Origin of the sequence: Flavobacterium faecale, from assembly GCF_003076455.1 — a bacterium.
Taxonomy (GTDB): Bacteria; Bacteroidota; Bacteroidia; order Flavobacteriales; family Flavobacteriaceae; genus Flavobacterium; species Flavobacterium faecale.
The window spans coordinates 4010212-4036481 of the sequence record NZ_CP020918.1 but is presented as its reverse complement, the minus strand read 5'-3'; the positions used below and the strand labels follow the sequence as shown (position 1 = coordinate 4036481).

20 protein-coding genes and 2 riboswitches are annotated in these 26270 nt (G+C 33.8%); of the genes, 12 read left to right on the top strand and 8 right to left on the bottom strand.

Annotated elements, in window-relative coordinates; genetic code table 11:
* Positions 1-266: 266 nt before the first annotated feature.
* Positions 267-3668, bottom strand: a complete 3402-nt coding sequence (locus FFWV33_RS16925) for a T9SS type A sorting domain-containing protein (protein ID WP_108741991.1) — start codon at positions 3666-3668, stop codon at positions 267-269.
* 212 nt (positions 3669-3880) lie between these two features.
* Here FFWV33_RS16925 and FFWV33_RS16920 point away from each other — a divergent pair, with 212 nt between their 5' ends.
* Entirely contained in the window at positions 3881-4471 is a 591-nt protein-coding gene (locus tag FFWV33_RS16920; protein ID WP_108741990.1) for a pseudouridine synthase, read from the top strand.
* Positions 4472-4496: 25 nt separating this feature from the next.
* Positions 4497-4949 carry a tRNA (cytidine(34)-2'-O)-methyltransferase gene (locus tag FFWV33_RS16915; protein ID WP_108741989.1) on the top strand — a complete coding sequence of 151 codons (453 nt, stop codon included), beginning with the start codon at positions 4497-4499 and terminating at the stop codon, positions 4947-4949.
* Between the two features lie 304 nt (positions 4950-5253).
* On the opposite strand, the gene FFWV33_RS16910 is transcribed toward FFWV33_RS16915, so the two are convergent.
* From FFWV33_RS16910 to FFWV33_RS16890, 5 genes are all read right to left on the bottom strand, one after another.
* On the bottom strand, positions 5254-6114 hold the full coding sequence (locus tag FFWV33_RS16910; RefSeq protein WP_108741988.1) for a DUF5602 domain-containing protein: 861 nt from the start codon (positions 6112-6114) through the stop codon (positions 5254-5256).
* A 116-nt stretch (positions 6115-6230) separates the two neighbouring features.
* The gene (locus FFWV33_RS16905; protein WP_108741987.1) at positions 6231-7016 is read right to left on the bottom strand and encodes an ABC transporter ATP-binding protein; all 786 of its coding nucleotides are present in this window, start codon (positions 7014-7016) and stop codon (positions 6231-6233) included.
* A 670-nt stretch (positions 7017-7686) separates the two neighbouring features.
* Positions 7687-8100: a GxxExxY protein gene (locus FFWV33_RS16900; protein ID WP_108741986.1), complete on the bottom strand. Its 414-nt coding sequence runs from the start codon at positions 8098-8100 to the stop codon at positions 7687-7689.
* Positions 8101-8511: 411 nt separating this feature from the next.
* Positions 8512-9465, bottom strand: coding sequence for an iron chelate uptake ABC transporter family permease subunit (locus FFWV33_RS16895; protein ID WP_425433147.1), 954 nt, complete (start codon positions 9463-9465; stop codon positions 8512-8514).
* Positions 9466-9536: 71 nt separating this feature from the next.
* On the bottom strand, positions 9537-10676 hold the full coding sequence (locus FFWV33_RS16890) for an ABC transporter substrate-binding protein (RefSeq protein WP_108741984.1): 1140 nt from the start codon (positions 10674-10676) through the stop codon (positions 9537-9539).
* 301 nt (positions 10677-10977) lie between these two features.
* Positions 10978-11200, top strand: a riboswitch (cobalamin riboswitch).
* 98 nt (positions 11201-11298) lie between these two features.
* Between FFWV33_RS16890 and FFWV33_RS16885 the strand changes: the two genes are divergently transcribed.
* From FFWV33_RS16885 to FFWV33_RS16875, 3 genes are all read left to right on the top strand, one after another.
* The gene (locus tag FFWV33_RS16885) at positions 11299-11589 is read left to right on the top strand and encodes a hypothetical protein (RefSeq protein ID WP_108741983.1); all 291 of its coding nucleotides are present in this window, start codon (positions 11299-11301) and stop codon (positions 11587-11589) included.
* A gap of 53 nt (positions 11590-11642) precedes the next feature.
* Positions 11643-11940: riboswitch (cobalamin riboswitch) on the top strand.
* Positions 11941-11972: 32 nt separating this feature from the next.
* Positions 11973-13802: a TonB-dependent receptor gene (locus tag FFWV33_RS16880; protein WP_108741982.1), complete on the top strand. Its 1830-nt coding sequence runs from the start codon at positions 11973-11975 to the stop codon at positions 13800-13802.
* A 4-nt stretch (positions 13803-13806) separates the two neighbouring features.
* Positions 13807-14865: a YncE family protein gene (locus FFWV33_RS16875; protein ID WP_108741981.1), complete on the top strand. Its 1059-nt coding sequence runs from the start codon at positions 13807-13809 to the stop codon at positions 14863-14865.
* Between the two features lie 62 nt (positions 14866-14927).
* On the opposite strand, the gene FFWV33_RS16870 is transcribed toward FFWV33_RS16875, so the two are convergent.
* Positions 14928-16319, bottom strand: coding sequence for a S41 family peptidase (locus tag FFWV33_RS16870; RefSeq protein ID WP_108741980.1), 1392 nt, complete (start codon positions 16317-16319; stop codon positions 14928-14930).
* A gap of 103 nt (positions 16320-16422) precedes the next feature.
* On the opposite strand from FFWV33_RS16870, the gene FFWV33_RS16865 reads away from it, so the two are divergent.
* Both FFWV33_RS16865 and FFWV33_RS16860 read left to right on the top strand, forming a co-directional pair.
* On the top strand, positions 16423-16665 hold the full coding sequence (locus tag FFWV33_RS16865) for a hypothetical protein (protein WP_159086065.1): 243 nt from the start codon (positions 16423-16425) through the stop codon (positions 16663-16665).
* Positions 16666-16681: 16 nt separating this feature from the next.
* Positions 16682-17206 carry a DUF4252 domain-containing protein gene (locus FFWV33_RS16860; protein WP_108741978.1) on the top strand — a complete coding sequence of 175 codons (525 nt, stop codon included), beginning with the start codon at positions 16682-16684 and terminating at the stop codon, positions 17204-17206.
* A gap of 80 nt (positions 17207-17286) precedes the next feature.
* Here FFWV33_RS16860 and FFWV33_RS16855 read toward each other — a convergent pair whose 3' ends face one another.
* Positions 17287-17535, bottom strand: coding sequence for a hypothetical protein (locus FFWV33_RS16855; protein ID WP_159086064.1), 249 nt, complete (start codon positions 17533-17535; stop codon positions 17287-17289).
* A 699-nt stretch (positions 17536-18234) separates the two neighbouring features.
* Here FFWV33_RS16855 and FFWV33_RS16850 point away from each other — a divergent pair.
* The 5 genes from FFWV33_RS16850 (at position 18235) to FFWV33_RS16825 (ending at position 26192) form a co-directional block, all read left to right on the top strand.
* The gene (locus tag FFWV33_RS16850) at positions 18235-18627 is read left to right on the top strand and encodes a helix-turn-helix domain-containing protein (RefSeq protein ID WP_108739144.1); all 393 of its coding nucleotides are present in this window, start codon (positions 18235-18237) and stop codon (positions 18625-18627) included.
* Between the two features lie 22 nt (positions 18628-18649).
* Positions 18650-19225: an IS630 family transposase gene (locus FFWV33_RS16845; RefSeq protein ID WP_159085952.1), complete on the top strand. Its 576-nt coding sequence runs from the start codon at positions 18650-18652 to the stop codon at positions 19223-19225.
* 1241 nt (positions 19226-20466) lie between these two features.
* The gene (locus tag FFWV33_RS16840; RefSeq protein ID WP_108741976.1) at positions 20467-20778 is read left to right on the top strand and encodes a transposase; all 312 of its coding nucleotides are present in this window, start codon (positions 20467-20469) and stop codon (positions 20776-20778) included.
* 50 nt (positions 20779-20828) lie between these two features.
* Complete coding sequence (locus FFWV33_RS16835) at positions 20829-21674, top strand: IS3 family transposase (RefSeq protein WP_245891567.1); 846 nt, start codon at positions 20829-20831, stop codon at positions 21672-21674.
* A 933-nt stretch (positions 21675-22607) separates the two neighbouring features.
* Positions 22608-26192: a PAS domain S-box protein gene (locus FFWV33_RS16825; RefSeq protein ID WP_108741973.1), complete on the top strand. Its 3585-nt coding sequence runs from the start codon at positions 22608-22610 to the stop codon at positions 26190-26192.
* Positions 26193-26270 lie beyond the last annotated feature (78 nt).

Genomic DNA, 26270 nt, shown 5'->3' with positions numbered 1-26270 from the left:
TTAATTTTCTAAAAATAATGAAAAGAAAATTACTATCCTTACGGGAAACCGCAAACCAATATTAAAATTTTTGTTGTATTATTGTACTACAATTTTGAAGCAATTCACAATAAGGATTATTCCGTTGTGAAAACATTCAAAGCGGCATCTTAACTGGTGTCGCTTTTTTTATTTCAGCTAATTAATATTTCGCCTTGCTTAAAAACAAAAAAGCCAGATTCTCTAAACGAAGAATCTGGCTTTTTAAGCAAATATAAAAAAAGATTTTACTCCTTGATCAGCTTTCCTTTTTGAACTATTTTGTTGGCTGAAGTCAAAGTATAAAAATAAGTTCCAGCAGGTACAGTGCTCAAACTTACAGAGGCTTGTTTGCTAGCGTTTGCATTTATAGCTTTATCAGTTCCGATTTCTCTACCTAAACTATCATATAATTTGAACGTTACAGTTGCAGAAGTAGGTGTGGTAAGAGTGAAGTTTACAACATCTTTGGTTGGGTTCGGGTAAAGTTTTGCATAGTTTACCTCCGTACCAAATGCTTTTGTTGAAAGTGTATTTTGAAGGTTGAAACGAGCAATCACTGGTCCATGATCAGAGGTTGTGTTTACATAATTGGATATATCATTACGTGGATCGTAAACAGCAGTCGAATTCGGAATATAGTCCGCTGTTAATTCATTCGAAATAATGATATGATCTAAGAAACCGTTTGAACTCAAGTAACTGAAGGCACCTTGCTGGCTAATTCCTAATGTCAATGCATTGTAGTTTGTGGTGTCATCAACAAATTTTTTGTAAGATGAGTCGTTACCCGCAATTACAGATGTTTTTACGTCATCATTAAAATCACCAAGTAGCACTAAGTTGTCGTTAGGATATTCGGCATCCAAAGCATCTTTTAGGTATTCGGCATCGTATTTACGCATGTTGTACTTGTTAATGTCAGATCCGCTATTGGCACGAGCATGAAGATCGATTAAGCTAATGTCTTTTTTCACGCCACCAAGATTGGTTTCGATTGTAACCATATAAGGTAACCTTCCAGACGAAAAGAAGCTTGAAGGGCTATCAGGATAATTTGGTAATGTTGCTGTACCGGCACGTACTTGGTCATAAAAATCTTTAAAAAGTACTTTGGTGCTTTTTACCGAAGCCGTTTGAGTGTTGTAGAGTACAACCAATTTTTGCGGCGGAAAGTCGGCAGTTGGTGCATTGAAAGAGTACGACCATGAGGTTGAAATCGACTTGGCAAACGTTTTACCGTTGATGCTAATTTTTGTAAGTAGCGTTTCCATAGCTGCATCATCTGATACTTCTTGTACGCAATAAATATCTGCATCAAGTTTGTTCATTACTGCGGCTACATTGTCAATTTGCAATGGATCATCTACAGGGCCAAATTCGGTTCCAGTAGAACCAATTACTTCACTACCAAAAAACTCTAAGTTGTAAGTTACAATATCAAAAGTTTCTGATTTTGGTAAAGAAGAACCTTTTAAGAACCCTTTTGCTTGGTTTAATCCAGTTCCTGTAACGGTAATAGGTCCTGTGATCGCAATAGATTTTGATGTAGGAGTAAAGCGTGCATAAACCAATTTTCCGGCTAATGCATCTGATTCACTGATAAGTACTGAACTTGTAAATGTAGAATTATCTAGGGATACTTGATAATCAGCTGGTGCGGCTACAGTAATTGGACCATATCCACCTGCTACAACTGTAAATGATTTTGAAGTAGAAATCGTGTTTACCGTAACATCTTCAAAATCCAGTTCTGGATTGGCTGCTAAAAAGGCTGCATTGTTAGTGATTGCAATATCATCAACAGACCACTCGGCTGCATTGTTTGGACCTCCAGCAGTAGTCTCATATACCCACGCTACGTAGGTGTGTGATGTCTTGAACGCATTCAAATTAATGAATTCTGATTTTGTGTAAATATCAGTAGTTGTTGGGAAGTTACCTTGAATCTCGGTCCAAGTAGCTGTTGATGGACTGCTTACGCCATCATAATCTGTAGAAACCTTTAGCTTTAAACTTGGTCCACTATAATATTTTCGACTATAGAAAGACAAAAGGGCAAACTGACTGAAGCTGTCCAAATGCAATTTTGGCGATATAAACCAGTCACTGCTTGCACCATTATCAGAATAACCGTTCATCACTACCGCACCAGGAGCACTGTTTAGGTTGCGGGCAGTTGTTGTAGTTGACCAAGAATTGTTTGTTCCTTGCTCATTGTAGCTCGTCCATCCGCTGTTGGTTAATACTTCGGGATCATTAAAGTCTTGTAAGTAAGGGTTGATTCCTTTTCCTGATACAGCAATATTTTTGCTGGTTGCACCATCGCTTTCTATCAAAATTTGGCCAGCGTATGCCAACGTATTTGTCGGTTTAAATCGAACGTAAACAGTAGGAGTTGCATTCGATAAAAATTCGGCTGCAGAAAAAAGAACAGTGGAGTCAAAAGTAATATTGTCTTTTGACACGTTAAAGTTCGCAGGGGCAGTTACAATAACGTTACTTGTTATATGCGATCCTTTGAAGGTAAAGGTCATAGCACTAGAGTCAAATCCTTGTTCTTGAAATCCAAAAGCTACTGCAGCTGTTGTGATTTTAATGGAAGGAACTAAGGTACTTGACGTACTTACATTTAGGCTATTAGTAGTTAATTGTAAGTTTTGGTAGGCGTCTTCAGATACCGAATATACAATGTAAGCCGTGCCAATTGTCAAACCTGTTATGGTAGCAGTATAGGGTTGGTTTGCGTTGGCAACCGTTAGTACTCCTGCGCTCAAGGCTGCATTGCCATTAGCATCTTGACCATTCATTAATTGTAATTTGCTTGGCTCTGCACTGCCACTAGGTACAACCACATAATAGGTTTTTCCAATTTCATTAATTTGGTTGCTAAAGTCAAAACCATCTGATAGAATAGATGACGCTTTTGGGAAACTAGCAGCTGTAACAGGTGGTGTTATATCATTTATTACCGATATATTATCGATTGCAAATGATGGTCGTGAGCCAGCACCAGATACTTGCCTAGAAATCCATCGTATTTGTACAAGACTTTTATTGTCACATTCCGAAGGAAGTGTAACCTTAATCGTTTGAAGATTTTGTGGGGTAGTGCCTCCACTGGTATTTTCTAAAGTTGTGTTGTTACTATAGGCAGTATCTGGCAATGAGATAAAAGCGGTAGAATTGCCTACTCGGTATTGCAAGACCATTTCGTTGATTCGAGTATTAGATCCGCTGTACGGGTTGCGTATGGTCATTGCATCGTACTGAACTTGAATTGCACTTTTGCCAGCGGTTGTAAACGCAAAGGCAATTGTATTATCAAGAGGAGTAGTATTCAGAAAACCAATTTTTCCATTATAATTATAAAGTGCTCCTGCTGAAGAAGATGCCGATCCAAGGGCTAAAGGTTTGTCACCAGCAGGTATAGCACTAGTGTTATAGGTAGATCCTGGTGAAGAATCGGTATTCCAGCCTTGAAAACCTGCTGGATAGACAGTAGCGTTAGTTGCTAAGCCATCAAAATTTTGACTAAAAGGGATTGTTTGTGCAGTTGGCATTGTAGCTTGTGCTTGCACGGTGGCGACAATAGTTGCAAAAAATGCAAAAATTGTCCACGCAGTTTTGCATGTGTAATGAAGTTTCATAAGCGGTAAAAAATTTTGTTTTAGGATCCAAATTTACATTGTTCAAAGTTAAGCAAGTATTATTAAAACGTCAATTTGGATGCCAATTTTATTGGTGCGAATGACCAGTAGATATGCGGTTTTTACTGTTTAATAACAGCTTTTGTGAAAAAAGAAAGTTGTATGCGAAGCAAGTTCTAAAACAACACTATCTTTGCAATCAAATTTTTTTTATGTCTGATCATCATCATTTTATTATCCACAAACCCTACGGATATTTGAGTCAATTTATATACGAATTGAAACGAAAGAAAAAGCTATTGGGCGAGCTTCATGATTTTCCTGTTGGGACTATGGCGATTGGCAGGCTCGATGAAGATTCTGAAGGCTTATTGTTGCTAACTACTGACGGAAAGGTAAGCGAAGAGATTAGGTCTAAAAAAGTGGAGAAGGAATATTATGTGCAAGTGGATGGCATTATAACGCAAGAAGCGATTGATTTACTTAAGGAAGGAGTCGAAATAGGCTTTGATGGCGGAAAGTACACCACTAAAAAATGTGAAGCACGTTTGATTACTGAAATTCCGGATTTTGGTCCTAGGGGGAAAAAAATTCGCGATGAGCGTCATGGACCAACAACTTGGGCAGCAATTACGGTTAATGAAGGCAAGTTTCGTCAGGTTCGTAAAATGACGGCTGCTGTTGGTTTTCCAACATTGCGATTGGTTAGAGTTCGAATAGGAAACGTACATTTGCAATCGTTAAAGGCAGGTGATGTTATCGAAGTAGCTAATTTTTCTGCGGACGACCAAAAGTCTCTTTAAACCCTAAACCCTAAACTTTTTTAAAATGTTAAATATCGTCTTAGTAGAACCTGAAATTCCAAACAATACTGGTAATATTGGTCGCTTGTGCGTGGGTACAGAAAGCCGCTTGCACTTGGTACATCCTTTTGGATTTGTGATAAATGACAAAAATTTGAAACGATCAGGATTGGATTACTGGGTACACCTTGATGTAACAGAATATAATACTGTTGCGGATTGGAAAGCACAAATTCCGGATCTTTCGAGAGTGTTTTTAATGAGTTCGCATGCTGAAAAGTCGTATTTGGATATCGAATTCCAGGATGGTGATTGGTTGGTTTTTGGTAAAGAAAGTAAAGGTTTGAGTGCTGATGTCTTAGCACAATTTGAGAATCATTTAACCATACCCATGTCAAAGAATATTAGAAGTTTTAATATCGCTAACTCGGTTGCTTTTGTGATAGGAGAGGCAAAACGTCAAATAGGAGTGCGATAGTTCATTGTATGCTAGTGCCTAGCCCAGATAGAAGCGGCATCTCTCGATTTAGAAAAACAAGGCTTTTTTGCCGTAGTTTTTGTTAATTGGGAATATAGCGGATAGCTGGAAAATGCTCCTAAAAATAGAAGTTTTATTCGAAAGCTACTGTTTTGGTCTAAAATACTTTAGCGAGCTGCTAGATGAAGAGGCAATGAAAACTTCCTAGTTTTTGAGAGTGAATTATATTGAGTAGAAAATCGTATTCAAAAAAAAAGAGGGAGCACAAGTGGTGACTTCCTCTTTTTTTTATTTCGAATACTAACTAGTTTCTTGTAACAAAATCACTCAAAGTAATTTGGGTTTTTCCAGTTTTTGTATCGTGGTAGATGTTATATTTTGTAGGGTAGTTTCCTTTTGTCTGTACTTTTAAAGGTTGTGAATAGCTTTCGCTCGTATTGATTTTTTGAAGTAGATACGCTTGTGTTACCATTGGCTCAATAAAGTTCACTTTTCCGTTATAGCTACCGTAAACTAGTATTTTTGAAAAAGGAAGGTAATCGCCAATATTAGTTGGGATCCAATGTTTTCCCATTTGCGCTTCGGCGGTATCGGCACCTGGAGGCGTGAAGTAGTTGGCAGGTAAAAAAGCAGCGTCTGGATAGGTGTTAAAAAGTGCATCTGTAGCGGTAGACCAACCAGGGATGGCCAATTGCTCCTCTAGTGGAATGGTGTAAAAGTGGAAGTCAAAATGAGGACTGTCAAACACTTGTGCAGGCGGATGTCCGTGCGGGTTCCAGTTGATACCTACGTGGTTAAAAGGAGTCGATTTTTGTGCTTGTGAATGTAAGGGCAACATAATCATTTGACCGTGTTCCATTTCCATAGCTCCGTCGGCCATGTCCATTTCAGAATCTTCACCAGGGTTTTTTATCGCATCTTCACTAATTTCGATTGCAATTTCCATTGGATATCCTTTGGAGTCAAGGGTAACCCAAGTACGCGCTAGACCATCTCCTACAGCCACTTCCGGTCCTGCATAAATGCGCATTTTGGTTTCTGTAATTTTTCCTTTTAATAGGTAGGTAATGTTGTTTGGTACTACGACATCATCTGTACAAGATTGTATTAGTAGCACACCAAAAAGGACAACTGTTTTGGTAAATAAGGTAAAGTTTCTTTTCATATTAAGTTTAAGATTGGGGCGTAAAATTAGTGAAACATTATACATATCCAAAATGAAATAGAAACTTAATAAGAATTACATGAAGATTATAGTGGAAGTGATTTTGAAAGGTATTATCAATTTCGAATTATAAATTTCCCTTTTTCTGAATCGAAAGCAATATGATCGTCTTTGAAAATAGTATCAAAGGTTCCGTTTGCAATAAAATTGCAAGGTTGATCTTGCACGCAATTGTCTGGGGTCATAATAATCATTTCGTCACTTAATTGGATGGCCATATCAATATCGTGTGTAGAAAATAGTATACACTTTTGTGTTTCTTTGCTAAGATTTTTCAAAAGTTTGAACAAAGCGACTTTGTGAAGCAAATCTAGATGTGTGGTTGGTTCGTCTAGTACAATCAGCGGTGTGTCTTGCGCTAGAGCACGGGCTACCAAAACTTTTTGTAATTGTCCATCACTTATTTCAAAATGTTTTTTTGTTGCCAAATGGTCTATTTGAGTCAGTTCCATGGCGTGTTGTACTTTTTGAACATCGGTTGCCGTAAGTTTTCCGATCCAGTTGGTGTAAGGCTGTCTACCGAGTGCTACTAATTCATAAACGGATAAGTTGCTAGGCGGAAGTTTTTCGGTTAAAACAACGCTGAGGTTTTGCGCTAGTTCCAGCGGACTGTAGCTACTAATTGCTTGATCGTTTAGCAGTACTTTACCATCAATCGGTTTTTGAATTCCGGTTAATGTTCGTAATAAGGTCGATTTACCGATTCCGTTACCACCCACTAAAGCGATTAGTGAACCTTGCTTTAAGTCTAGGTTGATGTTTGTGGCAATGGTTTTGGTTTCCTTTTTGTGGATGTATCCAATGCCGAGGTTGGCTGCTTTGAGGATGGTTTTATTTGTCATTATTATCTTTTTTTTAACACATAGATTTATGGAATTGGTTGTGTTTATTTTTAGGCGTTATTTTTAAACACATAGATTCATAGAATTGTTTGTGTTTATTTTTAGGCGTTTCACTTGCATAGGTTACATAGCGTTTTGTTTAATCTTAGAATTTTTTAAACACATAGAATCATAGAATTGTTTGTGTTTATTTTAGGCGTTTCACTTTTATAGGTTACATAGTGTTGTGTTTGCTATTCTGTAATTGATTTTTCAATTGATCACTTTTAATTTTTTTAACACATAGAATCATAGAATTGTTTGTGTTTAAATTTAGGCGTTTCACTCTCATAAGTGACATAGCGTTTTGTTTAATCTCAGAAAGCATTTTTTTTAAACACATAGAATCATAGAATTGTTTGTGTTTAAATTTAGGCGTTTCACTCTCATAGGTTACATAGTGTTGTGTTTGCTTATTTGAGTCAGTTTTTTTAAACACATAGAATCATAGAATTGTTTGTGTTTATTTTTAGGCGTTTCACTTACATAGGTTACATAGCGTTATGTTAAATTTTAAAAAGCATATTTTTTAAACACATAGAATCATAGAATTGTTTGTGTTTATTTTAGGCGATTTACTTTCATAGTGGATATAGCTTTTTATTGGCTTAAAGTTTTCAAAATCAACTTATTATTTTAAAGGTAGCTTTTTAAAATGTTCATTTACAAATGTTTTTTGTCCTTCTTTGAAGAGATTAAAGCAATTAAAATTTAGTAGAATTCCTTTTGGTGCTTTTAAGAGATTCATATAGGTTTGCAATTGAGCTTCATAGATCGGAATCATTTGAGTAACTGATTTTAATTCTACAACCAAACAATTTTCGATGAAGAAATCACACCTAAAGTCAGTTACCAATTCTTTTCCTTTATAAATTAACGGAATTTTAATTTCAGATTTAAAATTAATATTTCGGATTGACAATTCTTCCTTTAAACATTGATGATACACCGTTTCAAGCAAACCACGTCCAATTATTCTATGTACCTCAATCGACGCTCCAATTACTTCGTAGGTCAGTTCATCTAAATATTTCTGTGTTATCATACCATTATTGTGTCTTAATTCTACCTCTATGAAAAACTTTAGTTTTTATCTTATGAACTCTTTCGTCACTACTATATTTTAAAAAAAAAATCTATGAATCTATGTGTTTAAAAAAAGAGACAGTTTCAAAATTATCTAAGAACTTTTCTATTTACCATTTCTATGAAAAACTTTAGTTTTTGTACTATGAACTCTTTCGTCTCTACTAAAATCATAAAAATAAATCTATGAATCTATGTGTTTAAAAAAAGAATATTTTGACAGTTTCAGCAAAACATAAAGTACCTAAGAACTTTTCTATTTACCACCTCTATGAAAAACTTTAGTTTTTACATTATGAACTCTATAGTTACTATTACATTTAAAAAAAATCTATGAATCTATGTGTTTAAAAACCTTTTAAATAAATATCTAGTTACTCTTTCGTACCAATAACCAAATAACCACTGGTGCTCCAAACAACGACGTTACAGCATTGATAGGTAACGTAATTTCAAAACCAGGAAGCTGCGATAAACTATCGCACAACAGCATGATGCTAGCTCCTAAAAGTAACGTACTCCAAAATAATACAGTATGATCGCTAGTCTGAAAAAGAAGTTTGGCAATGTGCGGAACAGCAAGTCCAACAAAGGCTATTGGTCCAGCATAGGCAGTAATACTTCCGGCTAAAATGCTTGTAGACAGAATAATTACAAAACGCGTTTTATCAAAATTCAGCCCCATGCTTTTGGCATAGTTTTCTCCTAATAATAAAGCATTGAGGGGTTTGATACTGTACAAACTAAGAAGCAAACCAATCAGTACCGAAATAGTTAAGATAATTATAGCATTCCAAGATAAGTTGCCAAGGCTTCCCATGGACCAGAAAGTGAATTTTTGTAATTGTTCTGCAGTGCTAAAGTAGGTAAGAGTGCTTACTATTGCTGAGGTAAAGCTAGCAAACATCAAGCCCACAATCAAAATGGCCATCGTATCGCGCAGGCGTTGCGCTACTACCAAAACAGCGACCAAGACCAAGGTGCTTCCTGCAGTTGAAGCCAAAACCATTCCGTAAGAGGACAACAGAATGCTAGACAAAAAAGGAGGTAATAATCCAGCTCCCAAAATTACAAATGCAACACCCAAACTCGCTCCTGAGCTTAGCCCTAATACATACGGGCCTGCCAGTGGATTTCGGAAAAGTGTTTGCATCAGTAAGCCACTTATTGAAAGTCCCATGCCGACCAATATTGCCGTTATGGCTTTGGGTAAGCGGTAATTAATGATAATGTACTCCCAAGTTGATTTGCTTGCTTGCCCGCCGGTCAAACTTTGAAAAATATCACGAAGCGGAATCTGCACTGATCCTAAGCTGAGGTTCATGAAAAATAAGCTTAAGAGTGCAATACCTATTGTAGCAAATAATAAGGTGGTATGTTGTTTACTTTCCAATGTTATTGAAGTTTTTGTGCAAAGGTAAAAGTATAGTCTTTAAGTAAGTCGGGATGCACTATTTTGATATAATCTTTTAAAACTAAATCAGGACGACTTGGTGCTAATTCATAATAAATAGCACCACCTGTAGCACCGAGTTTCGCCTCAAAAGTATAGACGTTTTTGTGTTTGAAAGCGTCAAATTGAGCATAATGTGGATTAGCAGTGCTCATGTCCTTCAAATTCTTGAATGAACTGCTCGTGATCCAAAATTGAGCTGTCTGTGCTTTGTCTAGCACCACCTCAAATGACAAGGCAAGACTACCGCTACCTTCTGTTTCTGCCCACAAATAATTGGCTTTAGCATCTTTCATGAACTGGGCAGACCAACTGTTTCCTTTGGGTACAAACCATTGATCTTCATACATTGAACCATAGAGTATTGTGGCAGTTGCACGGGTGTTTTGAGTAAGTGCCATCGCATTTTTATAATCCGATACTATTTTGTCAAATTGTTTCTTAGCTTCTTTTTCTTTACCAAAAAGTGCTCCGTAGAGCTTGATCCATTCGGCTTTTCCAAGAGGCGATTGTTCCATCCAATCGGCTTGTATTAAGGTTTTTAAACCACTTTTTTCTAAATTTTTGATGGTTGGATTGTGATCATCCATACTAAAGGTGACAATCAAATCGGGTGACAAATCGATAATTTGTTCCGTGTTTAATAACTCATTTTGTCCAACATCTTGTATTTTATTTTGATCAATTAGTAATCTTGTTTTTGGTGACGAAATGTAATCTGTATGAGGGAAACCAACCAGTTTATCTTCTACTCCCAGTATTTCGAGATAGGGAATAATGGTTGTAGATGTTACTACAATTTTATTCAGTGGAACATTTATCAAGGGGTATTTTTGTAAACTGTCGGGAATAGTACCTTGCTTTTCCTTCAGTATATAAGTTAAGGCTTGCGTCGCATTTGGCCAAGGTGTGCTTACTTTTATGATCGAATAGCCTTCATTTTTATAGATGGACAAACTGCTAGCATACTGCACTGTATTAAGGGTCGGGTTGGAGGTAGCTACTTGACTCGGTTCTTTTTTGCATTGAACAAAAAGGAGGAGGATAAAAGAGCAAAGTAGCATTTTATTGGCTAAAACCATAGTAGATATTTTTTACAAAAGTATTGTTTTGTTTTTATTTAATTGTTCTTGTGTGCCTTTTGATATAGTATTAAATGTTTCTTTACTTCAAAAAGACTACTTCAGAGAGCGTTCAAATTTTTTATAAATGCCGTTGCGGCAGTTATAATATTACAGTTTACACTGGGCTTTATATGGCTTGCATTTAAACTTTCGAAAAAAAAAGATGATAAACTTTGACTTTCGCAAAAATTAGCGAATAGTTTGTGTCTTTCATAAAAAACTAAGTTAAATAGTGTGCGTGCATATAAAATATTTATATTTGCTGCCGTATTTAGGTTGTTTGTTTAGAAATTACAACAAACATTAAAAGGGAATCAAGATCCAATTAAGCATTGGAGTAAAAACTTGAGCTGTACCCGCAACTGTAAGCAGTCAAGATTGTTACTATTTGTAGTAGTGCTTTTTTTATTAGAATATAGAAAGAGCAACGCAATAAGTAACAAGACGCAAGCCAGGAGACCTGCCTTTTACATATCAATATCAGACTTTCGGGAAAAAAGGTTTGGGTATGGGTCATTCTATGCTTTTCTCCCAAGTATTCAACATTGTGATTTTGGTCACAATTTAAATATTTATCACAATGAGAAATAAAATTATTTTTGCAGTTGGTTGTTGCCTATGTACAGCTGCTGCTGCTTATTCCCAACAAAAAAAAGGAATAGTTGCAACTGCAATTCAGTTGAACGAATTAATGGTAGCGGATACCACTAAAATCGAGAAGCCTTATGTATGGGGAACTGTACATACAAGTACTCCTGTGAAAACTGGAGATTTAACAGATTCTGTCTTCGGTTGGTTTCCTGCCATCGTAATTAGTCCTAAGAAATCACAAACTAATCATCTTTACCTTTTAAAGATGCCATCAAAGTAATGGGTCGGTTTATATTTTAAAACTCATTTTTATTTCTCTTTTAATTTACGTTATCTTTGCCGCTGTATTGAGGTTGCTATTTTTCGAATAAAAGAAAATAGCATTAAATGGGAATTAGGTAGTTGTGCAAAAAGTAGTGATGGTTGTATACAATCAAAACTTTGTTAATCAAATTAATCCTAAGCTGTTCCCGCAACTGTGAGCTATCAAGCTTGTTGCTATCTACAAAACCACTGTTTTGAAAAAAGTTGTAAAGGGAGAGAATTTCTTTCGTTTGCAAACACTTTTAAAAAATGGGAAGGTAAGCAACAAGACGCAAGCCAGGAGACCTGCCTTTTTACTTAACAAACATCAACCGCTCGGGAATAAGGGGTTGCAATAGTATGAAAGTAAAGATAATTCTCTGTATTATTTCTTTTTGGACCTTGCATAGTGCTAGCGCTCAATCAAAATCTCCAATTGCTTTGCAAGAAGTTCTGGTGACGGATCCCGCATTGACCAAATATTCCAATAGCTTACAAGTAAAAGCCTTGTCTGATTCTGTTTTCGAAAAAAACTACAATTCGCTTACCAACGTTTTACGTTATAATAGTTTGCTGTATTTTAAAGAAAACGGAAACGGAATGGTATCTTCTGTTTCTTTCCGAGGGACTACGGCTTCACAAACAGCGGTGATTTGGAACGGAATTTCGATCAATTCGCAACTATTGGGGCAGACGGATTTCAATACCATTACTCCTGTGGGGTATTCCTCCATAGCCGTGAGAAGTGGTGGTGGTAGTGGAATTTATGGTTCGGCGGCCATTGGCGGTAGTGTCCATTTGAACAATGAGTTGCAATTTAAAAAACAGTTTACAAATACCGCACGCATTAACATTGGTAGCTTTAATACGCAAGGGTACTTCTATGGGTTGCAAGCGGGTGATCGTAACTGGACTGTGCAGGCTAATGTTTCAAGAAATAGTTCGTCAAACAACTACCAATACCTGAACCAAAATCAACGGAATCAAAATGGTGAATATGAAAATATGACTTTCAGTGCCAATGCAGGCTACAGATGGAATGCGACAAATACCATAAATTTTTACGGTCAGTTGTTTGATGGAGACCGAAATTTCTCGGGTACATTAGCTTTTGATTCGAACAGTAAGTATAAAGATTTAAATTCTAGGAATTTGCTAGAATGGATTAATAAGAAAAACTTTTATACTTCGAGCTTGAAAGCGGCCTATATTACGGAAGATTATAAGTATTTCGAAAACAAAAATAATGACAATCATACCAATGGTGGCGCTAAAACAAAATTGATTAAATACGATTTCGAATATGTTCCTTCAGCTGTATTTTCGGTAAATCCTATCTTATCGTATACCTCAATTCGTGGCTACGGGAGTTCGATCAACAATGCCAAACGAGAAGTCGCCTCAGCAGGTATGTTGCTGAAATATGCCATTGATTCGAAAGTGAAAATAGAAGCTACAGCACGACAAGAAGTTACATCAAATTACAGTACTCCTTTTTTGTATGCAGCAGGAATTTATTATACCCCTTTAAAGAATTATAAAATAAGAGTAAACACCTCAAAGAATTTTAGAGTACCCACTTTTAATGATTTGTATTGGCAGGGTAGTGGCAACTTGGACTTAAAACCAGAGCTTTCGAGACAGATAGAATTAGGGCAAGAAGTACAATTTGGTAATTTTAACGTATCGGCAACTGTGTTTTATATCGATACGAGAGATATGATTCGCTGGTTACCCAATGAAAATGGTATTTGGAAACCAATTAATACCGATCACGTTAAGAATAAAGGGGCTGAAATTACAGGGCATTTTCGAAAAAAAATCAACAAACAACAATTTGATTTTGACCTTGCTTATGCCTATACATCGGCGGTTGATCAAGCGCGAGACAAACAATTAACCTATGTGCCGTACCATAAAGTCACGGGCGCATTGGATTATAGCATTAAGAATTGGTCGTTTAATTACCAACTTTTATTTAACGGAGCTGTTTTTACCACGACAGACAATTTGACAAGATTGAAAGAATATCAAGTATCAAACCTAAGTACTTTTTACAAAATAGGGAAGAAGGAGCATTATAAACTTGGTTTTCAGATCATGAACATATTCAATAAGAGCTATCAAACAGTAGAAATTAGGCCAATGCCTGGAATTAATTATAATTTATCTTTAACAATTAAATACTAAACAAATGAACTTTAAAAAAATTACAATTGCCTGCGTAGCGAGTGCTATGGCGCTTACATCATGTACGAATGATGATAATGAAAATAAATCAATGGGTACCTATGATAAAGGAGTGATTGTATTGAACGAAGGAAATTTCACGAAAGGAAATGCAGAAATTTCTTTTATAGCAAATAATACAACTATGGCTGTAAACAAGTTGTTTTCAGCAGCTAATTCTGGAAGTTTACTTGGAGATACAGCACAAGACTTTAATGCAAATGGTTCGACGGCTTATGTTGTTTTAAATGGTTCAAATGCAATCAAAGTTGTTGACCGCTATTCTTTAAAAAGTATTGCAACCATTTCAACAGATTTAAAAAACCCAAGATATATCGTTTTTGCAAACGGAAAAGGATATGTTTCTAATTGGGGTGATGCTGGCATAGCTACAGATGATTATATTGCTGTAATAAATCTTACAACCAATTCTGTTGAATCAAAAATTGCTGTTGCTGAAGGTCCAGAAAAATTGACTGTGTACAATAATAAAATTTATGTAGCACATCAAGGTGGATACGGTATTGGTAACACGGTATCGGTTATTGATGCTAGTACCAATAAATTGTCTACTACCATTGCAGTAGGAGATAGCCCTTCATCAATTGAGGAAAATCAAGGTGTAATCTATGTTTTAAGTCAAGGTAAAGCGGCATGGACAAAGGCTGAGTCTGCGGGTAAATTGCAAAAAATAAACCCAGCTACAGATAAAGTTACCACAACTTTTAATTTTGCATTGACAACACATCCTGGTAAGATGGATATTGAAAATAATAAAATTTACTTTACGCAAGGGAAGCTGGTATACGCTATGAATACGACAGATACTGCTTTGCCATCTACCTCTATCTTTACTGCGACTTTTAGCCCTTATGGTTTTGCTGTAAATGGGTCACTAGTGTACTTAGCAGATGCAGGAGATTACGCTTCAAGTGGAAAAATCGCAGTTTATGATACTACTGGAGTTTCAAAATTTGAGACAACGGTTGGAATTATTCCTAGTGGATTCTTCTTTAATAACTAAAAGAGTTTCTTTTAAATTAAAAAATCTCGTTCTAAATTGTAGAACGAGATTTTTTTTTGGTTTTATTCGAAATGCATTCCGCCTCTGTTATCTTGTGATTTAGAATCGCTAATTTCTTCAAAGGGTTTCTCAGCCTTTTGTTGGGCAAATTTGGTCGTGCCTGTTATTTTTGAAATTGCCGTTTTAAGTAATGGTTCAGATGAATCACCAAGAACGCCATAGGTACTCGCTGTTTCTTTTTGAGTTACCGTTGGCACTATACCGGTTTGGTAATCTCCAAAACCATTTTTGTTAACCGTATAAGCAACGATAGGTTGCATTGCATATTTGTGATTAGGATTTCTATTGGTTGCTCTAAAGTCTGCCGAATCATACAATGTAGTCGAGGCTTGATTTTTACCAACTGTTTTGTCACCAATTTGAACCACCTGAATGTATGGCTGTAAACCATTTATAATTAATTCACTTGCCGATGCAGTACTGCTTGTGGTTAAAATATATACAGTAGTTAGTTTTAAACTGTTGATGGTACTTGTTCCTATCTTGTCAGGGAAGGTATAGGTTGAATTGCTTTTACTTTTTTTACTGTTGTAGGTAAGTTTTGCAAAAACTTGTCCTGTAAATTGCCCCGTAATCATGCTTGCCAATCTCGTGGCAGATAATACAGATCCTCCTGGGTTGTAACGTAAATCTAAAACGAAGTCGGTGATCCCTTCTGACTTTAAAGATCCAAAAGCATCGTTTAATAAGCTGTCGTAGTTAGAATAAAAGCCATTGTACATTAAATACCCAATTTTGTGTCCACCAGAAACAAAAACTTTATTCACCAAAATCGGATTTTCATCCAAAGTAGTTTTGGTAAATGCAATTGATTTCCCGTTGTTGGTAACTGCAATTCCATTGTAATCTGCAAAATTGATTGTATAATTTACTGCAGAACTAAATAATAATGAGCTGTAATTAGAAAGCGTTAACGTAGTTCCGTTAATTCCATTAAAGATTTCCCCTCTTTTAATGTTTTTGGAAGCCGCATCAGAGTTTGGAATAATATAGGTTACAATACCTAAAACTTTTGTGTTATCAGTAGGATCTAAAGTCAGTTTGAATTCGATTCCGTTATTTTTGGTCGTGCCCTGAAATTCTTGTTCAAGCACTGTGTAATCACTTACAATCCAACTAAAACGGTCAATAGTTTTTGAAACTCGCAAAGCATCAAATAATGCTTCGGGTGTATAATTACCCAAAAACGCATTATATTCATTGGTATTATTAAAGCGATTATCGGCTAAATTTGGAACTTGATCTTGCCATAAGTAGTACACATTTAGACCTTTCCATATAAAATCATTAATTTGAAGGTCTTTGGGAGTAGCGACATCATCATTATCAGTACAGCTTTGAAATCCAAAAGTGAGTACTGCTAGCAAGCAGAAGAGTGTGGTATAGCGTTTCATAAAAAGGAATTTGATTTAGGTAATTAACGTAAAAATACTATCTTTAGTTTTAATACAGGCGGTTTATTTTGCAATACTATATAAGTTTAACATCGATATGATAATGAATAAAGAAAAGCTCTTACTAGTTGTGATTGGTATGGTGATATTGGTAGGAGGGTATGTTTTTTATAACAACCAAAAGCAAACCAATGATTTGGGTACGTATGAAGATCCAGAAGTTGCGTTTAAAGAAACTCAGAAAGCACTAAAGGTGATTGCGGCTCCACTTAATCTTGGCATGAAAAGTGTACTGTATATAGAGGAATGCAAAGTTACCGAAGCCCAAATTTTTATAAAACAATAATTAAAATTCAAAAAGAATGAAAAAACAGCTACTTGTACTACTCGTAATGTTTATATCAAGCACAATTTTTGCTCAAACGGCTTTTGACAAGTTCAATGATCAAGATGGCATCACTGCGGTGGTAGTCAATAAAAAAATGTTTGAATTGATGAGTAAAGTAAAAGTTGATGCTTCTGACAAAGAGACACAACAATATATGGCCTTGATCAAAAAGTTGGACAATTTAAAAGTTTTCACAACTACCAATGCAAAACAAGCTCTAGACATGAAAGCCACTGCTGACAAGTACACCAAAGCAAATGGTTTGGAAGAGTTAATGAAAGTTAATGATGGAGGTAAAAACATTCAGATTGTTGTAAAATCGGCAGACGGAGCAGCACAAATAAAAGAACTTTTGATGTTTATCGAAGGGAGTGGTCGCGATAATGAGTCGGTTTTAATGTCTTTGACGGGTAATTTTACTTTAAACGAAATTGCCATTCTAACAGACAAAATGAAAATCCCAGGTGGGAATGAGCTTAAGAAAGCGACAAAAAAATAATAAGCAATTACAGATAAAAAAAAGGCCTCAGAAATGTTCTGAGGCCTTTTTTAATGGTTGGTTATTTTGGTTTTTTGGTATTATAGGGTTTTGTAAATCGCAACGGCTTTTGCTGAGATTTTGGATCTCTGACACTTTGTAAAAAGGAGGTCAAAGTATATTTTCGATTTAACTATATTATGAACGTTGTAATAATGATTTCCTAAATATTCTAATAATTCAGGATTGTATGAACCTTTTGCTACAATACGTTCGTATGTTTTTACAACATCTACGGTTATGTATTTCTTTTTTGTAACCGAATCCACTTTTACTTCTTGACCTTGCATTATGCTTGAATATAACATCACGGTACAGACAAAAATGAAACTTGGTAGTTCAAACTTGTAAGCAGAATAAGGTTTAATCATGTTGATATGCGTGTAATTTGTGTATTCAAAACTTATTCCAGTTCGAATATACGAGATTGTTGCTGTTTTACAAATTATTTATGCTTTTTTTTATACAAAGTATAAAAATTAATGTTTATTATTCGCTATTTCTTACATTGGATAGGGTTATTTTTACGGTTTTTCTTTAGGGATAAATGAGTTTTATGTTGTGCCAAATGAATTTGTTTTTTGCTCCAATACCTATTGGTATAATGCCAATGCAATATTAAAACAGTATAAGGTAATTGGATTATATTGACCCGAGCCTGAATATGGAAACTGGCGAGGCATTAGGTAATTAGTATTAAATGACTAATAAAGTTATACTACTGCAATAGGTGTAAAATATAGTAGCCTTTTGGGATAATTTATAGGCATAAAAAAAGCCCGAAACTTTCGTTTCGGGCTTTTGAGCGGAGAAAGAGGCTCCGCGACCTTTATGAAAACGCCAATAAATATAAAGCTTTGCTAAGTGGTAATTAAATTGGGGTAACTAATAGGGTAACTAAATTTAAAATGGTTTATTTAAGTAATAAGAATAAAATAATGTCGTATTTTGTTGTTAATATATGAAAAATTTACTATATTTATCTCATTATGAGATATGTAACACTAAAAGAAGAAGAGGTTTTGGTACTAGAGCACCTTTACCAAAATAGCCCTAATAATACTGTTAGGAAACGTAGTCAATGCCTTGTTTTATCACATCAAAGACACAAGATTAAAGACTTGGCTTCTATTTTTAAAGTCAGTCGCAGAACGATTGAACGTTGGTTTGATAGTTGGGCTAGTATTGGGGTTGATTCTCTTGCTATATCAGAAGGAAGAGGAGCAAAAACTCTTTTAAAAGACTATACGGAAGAAGTTTCCAAGCAATTAGAACTTCACAATAGAAATTTAAAAAATGTATTAATTTACTTTGAGGAGCAACACAATATTGTCATCTGCAAAAAGACTTTGCAGAATTTTTTAAAAGTTACTGGGCTATAAGTGGAAAAGAGCTAGACTCTCTTTGAAAGGCAAACGCAACGAAGAACAATTTAGATTTAAACAAGAGCAGATAGAAACATTAAAGAGTTTGGAAGATAGCGGTTATATTGATTTATATTTTGGAGACCAAAGTCATTTTGGACTCTCCCCTAATGTGCCTTATGCTTGGCAAACAAAGGATAATCCAATTTTGTTACCCGCTGCTAAAGGTAAATATCAGAATGTAGTTGGATTAATGACCCGTAAAAATAAACTCTATTTCGAAACACTTGAAACAACCTTTAATTCAGATAGAATCATCAGTTTTATGAATCGATTTGTGGAACAAACCATTAAAAAAACCATTGTAATTCTTGACAATTCTCCCATACACAAATCAAAGAAGTTTATGGCTAAAATAGAACAATGGAAAGAAAAAGATGTTTTAATTTACTTTTTGCCACCTTATTCTCCAGAGTTAAACCTGATTGAAATTCTATGGCGGAGAATAAAATATCAATGGTTAGATTTTGATGCTTATAAATCATTCGAAAACCTCAAAGAAAAATTAAATTTTGTCCTGACTAATTTTGGAATAAAATACGACATTAAATTTTAACCATTACTTATTACAAGGTACAATAAATATTATTTAATTATTCAATATTTTAGTTATTTGATTTTAATAAATTCAAGACGACCAATTACTTGTAAATAAATCTTTAGAAAATATTTATTGTGTGGTCGGTATTTTATTAAGAGGGACTAATACTTTTGAAGATGTTTTTACCACATAATGCTTTTTTATTTAAACTGCTTTATTTTGTGATATTATCAAGATTATAATAATGCCCCTATTATTGTGACTGAATATTAATCCTAAATATTGGTTCTAAGAACATTCGAATAATGTTTCTATATAACCAAATCGATACCTTCTATTTATTTGTGATACTTTCTATAAAAAATGCCTCATATTATTTATAACTTTTTGGAATATTTTATTGATCCCGAAAAAAGGTAAAACTATGCACTTTAGTGCATTTCAACTTTAGTTTCTAAAAATGCACATGTGAAATATGGATTTTCAAGGAATAAATGTATATATAGTATCGATATTAATTGTTTATAAGGTTTGTTCAATAAAATAAAGATATGCAGTTTTTCAGGGAGATATAAAAATTCGCTGTAGAACTATTTTAATGCATATGCTTGAATGTAAATAAGTTGAATAATTAAAAGCGGTTGTCTCAAATGATCATGTTCACATGCACATTTTAAAAACGACCTTTTCAAGATATTAATTATTTGGTTAAATCTATGAAAGGACGTTCTTCAAGACATGTATGAAGTGAGCTTCCAGATTTTAAAAAAAGATATTGAGGCAGAACATTATTGGGCAATAGGTTTTGGGTATTGCAGTACAGGTATTATTACAAATTAAATGGTAAATCAATATTTGGAGCATGATTAAAATCCGAATAAAAGTAATAATGATAACTTCGTAATTGACGCTAATAACATGCAGACTTTAATTCTGACAACCAAATTTATGAAGTTTAAGTTCATATTGATTTGTTTTTGATTCAGACAGAGTTGCCAATTATGCATATAATTAAATGACAAAACTATTTATTTATTATAGAAAAATAATGCATAGTATAAGTTGACGAGGAAATTACTGGGATAATACTTTTGCATAAAGTTTTGCAAAACTAATAATTGTGAATGTTAGTACACTTATCATCTTTGTTCTTTTCAACACTTAAATGAGGAATTAAATAGGATGTAGATTGCTACTATTTTAGCCCCTTATAAGTTCAGAGTGATATTCTAAATTTCAAATAGTACATTTGAGATATGAAATACAAGAAATGGAGTTTAGAAGAGAAGTTAGAAATTTTATCTTCTTGCGAAGAATTAGGCGTTGTAGAAACCTGTCGTAAATACAGTGTTAGTACAGGAAGTTTGTATAGTTGGAAGAAGAAGCATGAAAAACAAGGAGAGGCAGGCTTAAAAGTTACTTATGACGATCGTAGCAAAGAGTTAAAGCAAGCAGAGGAAGAGAACAGAATTCTACGCAAATTATTAACTAATAAAGAAATTGAACTAGAGATTGGACGTGAACTTTTAAAAAAAAAGATTGGGACATCCGATCCAAGAAAGATTTAGTTGATAGTATTTGTAGTAAACATAAAATCAGTAAAAGCAAAGTCATTTGTATGTTAGGTATGAATCAAAGCAGCTATTACCGAAGGCCAAGTCTTGGCAAAAAAGGTAATAAGCCTAGTGTCTTTACTTATAATAAGTCCAAGGGAATGGTGAGTCAAGAAACTGTTATAGCATCGGTTAAAGAGATTTTAAGCCATGAGTTTATAGACTGCGGATACCGCTTAATGACTTCTTACTTACATCGAGATGGATATAAGATTAATCACAAAAAGCTTTACCGAATTATGAAAGAAGAAGGCTTGTTAAAACTCGAAAATAGGATAAACAGGAGTGGTTCTGGGCGTAAGTTTGTAAAATATAGAAAGGTTATTACTGTTAGGCCGTTTCAGTGTATAGAAATGGATATTAAGATGGTTTGGATTCCTAGTGTAGGTAAAAATGCCTATTTACTATCAATCATAGACGTTCATACTCGTAGAATTTTAAAAGATTATTTTTCTTTTTCAATAAAACAGAACAAAGTAATAACTTTTCTTTCTGATTTATTTTTAGAATACCAATACCCTGAAAACGTTGTTATTAGAAGTGATAATGGAAGTCAATTTATTGCTAAAAGTGTTCGTGAATACCTAGGTATAATAGGTGTTCAGCAGGAATTTACACATGTAGCCACACCTGAAGAAAATGCACATATTGAAGCTTATCATGGAATCCTAAAGAAAGAAGTGTTCCAAAGGGTTGATTATAGAACTTTTGGAGAAATTGAACAGATATTAAAAAGGTATGTGATTTTCTATAACAATAATAGGCTGCATGGGCTATTAGGACGTATTACACCAATGGAAAAATGGAATCAGGATAAAGATCTAATTTTAATGGAAAAATTAACCGCATAATTAATAATCGAAATTTAGAATAATACTCTTGTTTTACAGGGGTCAAAACAGCTACAATATAAAAAGATTACATTCCTTTTCATATTAAATTTCTCCGTTAGTGATGCAAATTAAAGTGAGAAATTTAATAACGAAGCGGCCGGATTGAATTTATCATAGTTTTCACAGTTATACCCTAATCAAATTATTTTGTACTTTCTTCATTCCTTCATAAATTTACGAAAGGTTATAAATATTTAGTAATCTGTTTTCGGGATAAAATAAGACTTAAGTTTTTGTTTTTTTGTATTTATTTTAACTTTTACATAGTTCAAATTAATGGTGTTAATTAATACTGAATATGAATAGTTTTTTATATTAAAAGAACCCACAAACGCAATTAGAAATATTGTTTTCAGTAGTAAAAGTAAAGTGGAATAGTTTTCTATGAATGATTCCAAAAAGTAATAGAATAGTAATATAAGGAAGCCTAAAAGATAATTGATTAATAACGATCTACATTTTGTAATCCTAACATTAGTAATCTTATTCAAAGCAATTGTTGTAGTACTAATTTTCGCTGTAATTACTAGCGTTTTCTCTGTTAATGAAAATTCCTTATTATTTTTTTCGATTTCTATAAGTTTATTATACATTAAATTAATGTTATTCACATAATATTTTTTAAGCATCTTGTATATACAGCTAATAGTCTTTGATAACCTACAAAAAAGACATAAAATTTATCATTAAAATAAATTTAACTTAGCTGTATAACAAGAAATCCCCCAAATTGTTTAACAAAAATATATAATGAACATCGTTTTTATATTGATTTAACCTATAAGTTAAAATAGTTAACCTATATTTTTTTTTAACTTATGAATTAGAGGTTTATTAGGTGAACAAAAGTTACCTTGTAGCAATATCCTATTTACTAAAAAATAAAATTAAATGAATAATGCCTTTTCAAATAAAAATAATATAGCAAATGTTATTGATTTAAATTTATTAAAATTAGATAATGATTTTGCTAGGATGTTACTCTTTGTAACAGAAATATGTGCTGTTAAAGACGCATTTATTTCATTGGCAGATGTTCAAGGGAACTCCATAAAATCTAAAATTGGTTTAGATTATTTGATTAATCTAAATGATATTATTTGTTTTCAGGAGCTTGTTAATGGCAATGAATTTTTAATAATTTCAGATCTAGAAAAAGATCCAAAATTCCAATCTATTGATGTCAATAATACCTTTAAATTTTTTGCAGGATTTCCTATAAATATTCCAGGTAGTTTAGTACCAGGAACAGTCTGCATTTTCAATAGAGAAGTTAAAGAACTTTCTTCAATTGAATTAAAAACACTTCAACAGACTATCTCTCAAATCGAATCCTTGCTTCAGTTGAATCTTGATAATCAAATGCTGCAGGAAACGGTATATCAAAAGGAAAATAATTTTGATTTGCTTATCAAAAATTCGTTAGAGGTTTTTTACCAATTTGATTTAGAAGGAAATGTCATTTATGTTTCGAAAAACTGGAGCAGTTCACTTGGTTATTCGAATGATGATCTTGTAGGAAGTAGTTACAGTAAATTTATCCATCCAGATGACCTTGATTCAAGTTCGGAGTTTTTAAATAAGGTGGGGCAAAAGAAAAATGTGGTAAATGAGCACGCATACAGAATCAGGCACAAGGATGGTCATTATATTTGGTTTTCATGTAAGATAGAATTACTAGAAAATAATAAAGGCACCTTTTTTATTGGCGCTTCGAGAGATATAACGGATTATGTAGAAAGTCAAAATAAACTAGTTCTGCAAAAAGAATTTTATGAAAAAATCATAAAGGGAATCCCCTCTGGTGTAGCGGTATTTGATGGTGATTTTAGATATATATACTTGAACCCTAATGCTATTGTAAATAAAAGACTCCGAAAATTTATTGTTGGAAAAAACGACTTCGATTATGCTAAAAAAACGAATCGAGAAGCTACATTTGCAATAAATCGAACAAGTAAATATGAAGAAGCAATACTAAAAAAACAAACAATAGTATGGGAAGAAGTACTCTGTGACAAGCTTGGACAAAAAACCTATCATAGTCGAAAAATATCCCCCCTATTTCACAAAGATGGGACACTTGATATGTTAATAGGTTTTGGAGTTGATATTACGGAAAGTAAAAATGCTCAATTGGAGTTACTTAAAAGTAAACAACTTACCAGTAGTGTTATTAAGAATGTAGGAGTTGGAATTTTGGTTCAAGGCCCACAATCAGAAATAGTAGAAAATAATGATGCTGCTTGTGAAATGTTGGGTCTTACACAGGACCAATTAGTAGGTAAGACTTCCTTTGACAAAGACTGGAGTGTAATACATTTGGATGGGACTATCTTTAAAGCTGAGGATCACCCCGTCCCAAAAGCTATTAAACAATTAAAACCATGCAATAATATAGTCATGGGTGTCTATCGTCCTGTGAACAGTACTTTAGTTTGGTTGCTAGTCAATGCAATTCCTGTATTCGATGATAACAAAGAATTAATTTATGTAATATGTTCTTTTAGTGATATAACGTCTTTAAAGGCGGCAGAAGATGCTTTGAAAATCAGTATCGAAAGATTTGAGTATGCTAGTAAAGCTACCTCAGATGCTGTGTGGGATTGGAACATTGTAACAAGTTCTGTGTTTTTTGGAGGAAGGGGTACTACTTTATTTGGACATAAATTTGAAAATAATTCTTTAATGATTCCTGAAAGTTTAGATTTTCTTCATCCTGAAGATAGATCTGCTGTCATTTATAGTTTTGAAAAGGCTATTAAAGAAGGAGATACTACATGGTCATGTGAATACCGTTATCTAAAATCTGATAATACATATGCTTATGTGAAAGATAAAGCAGTAATCTTAAGAAATAATAATGGCGAAGCTTTTCGTATGATTGGTGTTCAGCAAGACATCACTAATGAAAAAATACTGAAAGACGAGTTAATACAAAGTGAAGAGCGATTCAAAGGAGCATTTATTAATTCACCAGTCGGAATGGCTATTATTGACCTAAAAGGCAATTGGTTGATCGTAAACAACCAAATGGAAGAAATATTTGGATATACAGGCGATGAATTTAAAGTGAGAAATTTTTTAGATTTAACACATCCTGATGATATTGAAAAAGATCAGGTTAATTTAGAATTGTTAATGACAGGGGAGATATCTATTTTGAATAGAGAAAAAAAATATATCCATAAAAATGGAAGTATTATTTGGATACATTTATCTGTTGCGATAGTAAAAAATAGTTTAGGTGATTTAATCCACTTTATAAGTCAGTTTGTAGATATTACTAAAAAACAAGAATTAGAAAAAACAAATAGGTTATTAGTAGAAGAAAATAATAGAATAAAGATAATACAATTGGACGAAGCTAAAACCATGTATCGTATTTTGGCTTCTAACATGGTTGATTTGGTCTGTACACACAGTTTAGATGGTAGGTTTAAATATGTTTCACCATCAATATATCGTATACTGGGGTACGTTCCTGAAGATTTAGTAGGATTGTCTCCTGATTATTTCGTTCATCCACAAGATGTAGAAAAACTGCAAAAAAGCATAGTGAATTTTACAGCAGGTAAACAAGATACAGCAGTTGAAGTTCGATTTAGAAATAAAAAAGGGGAGTATGTTTGGTGTGAGACCAAAGCCAATTTGGTGTTAGAAGATTCTGGGGATACAAGTTTTCATTCTGCAACTAGGGATATTACAGCTAGAAAAACTGCAGAAAAAAAAGTGGAAATTACTATGCAAAAAGAAAGAGAATTGAACGATTTAAAGTCAAACTTAGTTTCTACAATTTCCCATGAATTCAGGACTCCTATGACGACTATACGAGCAAGTGCTGAGTTAATCGAAATGTATCTTGCAAATCAGAAGATAGAAAATCAGATACTTGTACATAAGAGGATAAAAACTATTTTAGGCGAGATCGACCGTCTTGTGGAGCTGATGAATACAGTACTAATTATTTCCAAAGATAATTTAGGAAAGACAGGTTTTGTCCCCGTTTCTGCTGATTTAAAGAAAATCTGCTGTGATGTATTTGAATTATATGATATTGATCAAAAAAAAGGAAGAAATTTAATTACATCATTTCAAGGAAATAATTTTCCTGTATTTATTGATGTAAAGCTAATGGAGTACACGTTAATTAATTTAATAAATAATGCATTTAAATATTCCATGGGTTGCGAAGATGTTATTTTTAATCTCCTTTCAAATAAAGATTTTGTTATTGTTGAAATTATTGACTTCGGTATTGGAATTCCCGAAAAAGATCAAGATAAATTGTTTAACGCTTTTTTCAGAGCAAGTAATACTTACGGTGTAGAAGGTACAGGCCTAGGTCTTTATATCGTTAAAGTCTTTACGGAGAGAAATTTAGGATTGATAAAATTGGAAAGTAAATTAGGAGAAGGTACCAAAATAACATTGCAGTTTCCAAAGTTGAAAACAACTTATATTTCGAATAATTAATGAAGTATTAGCATATTTATATTATAATTTACTTAAGAGGTAGCTATGTGTAATTGAGTTTGTAAAGCGTACTGGCAT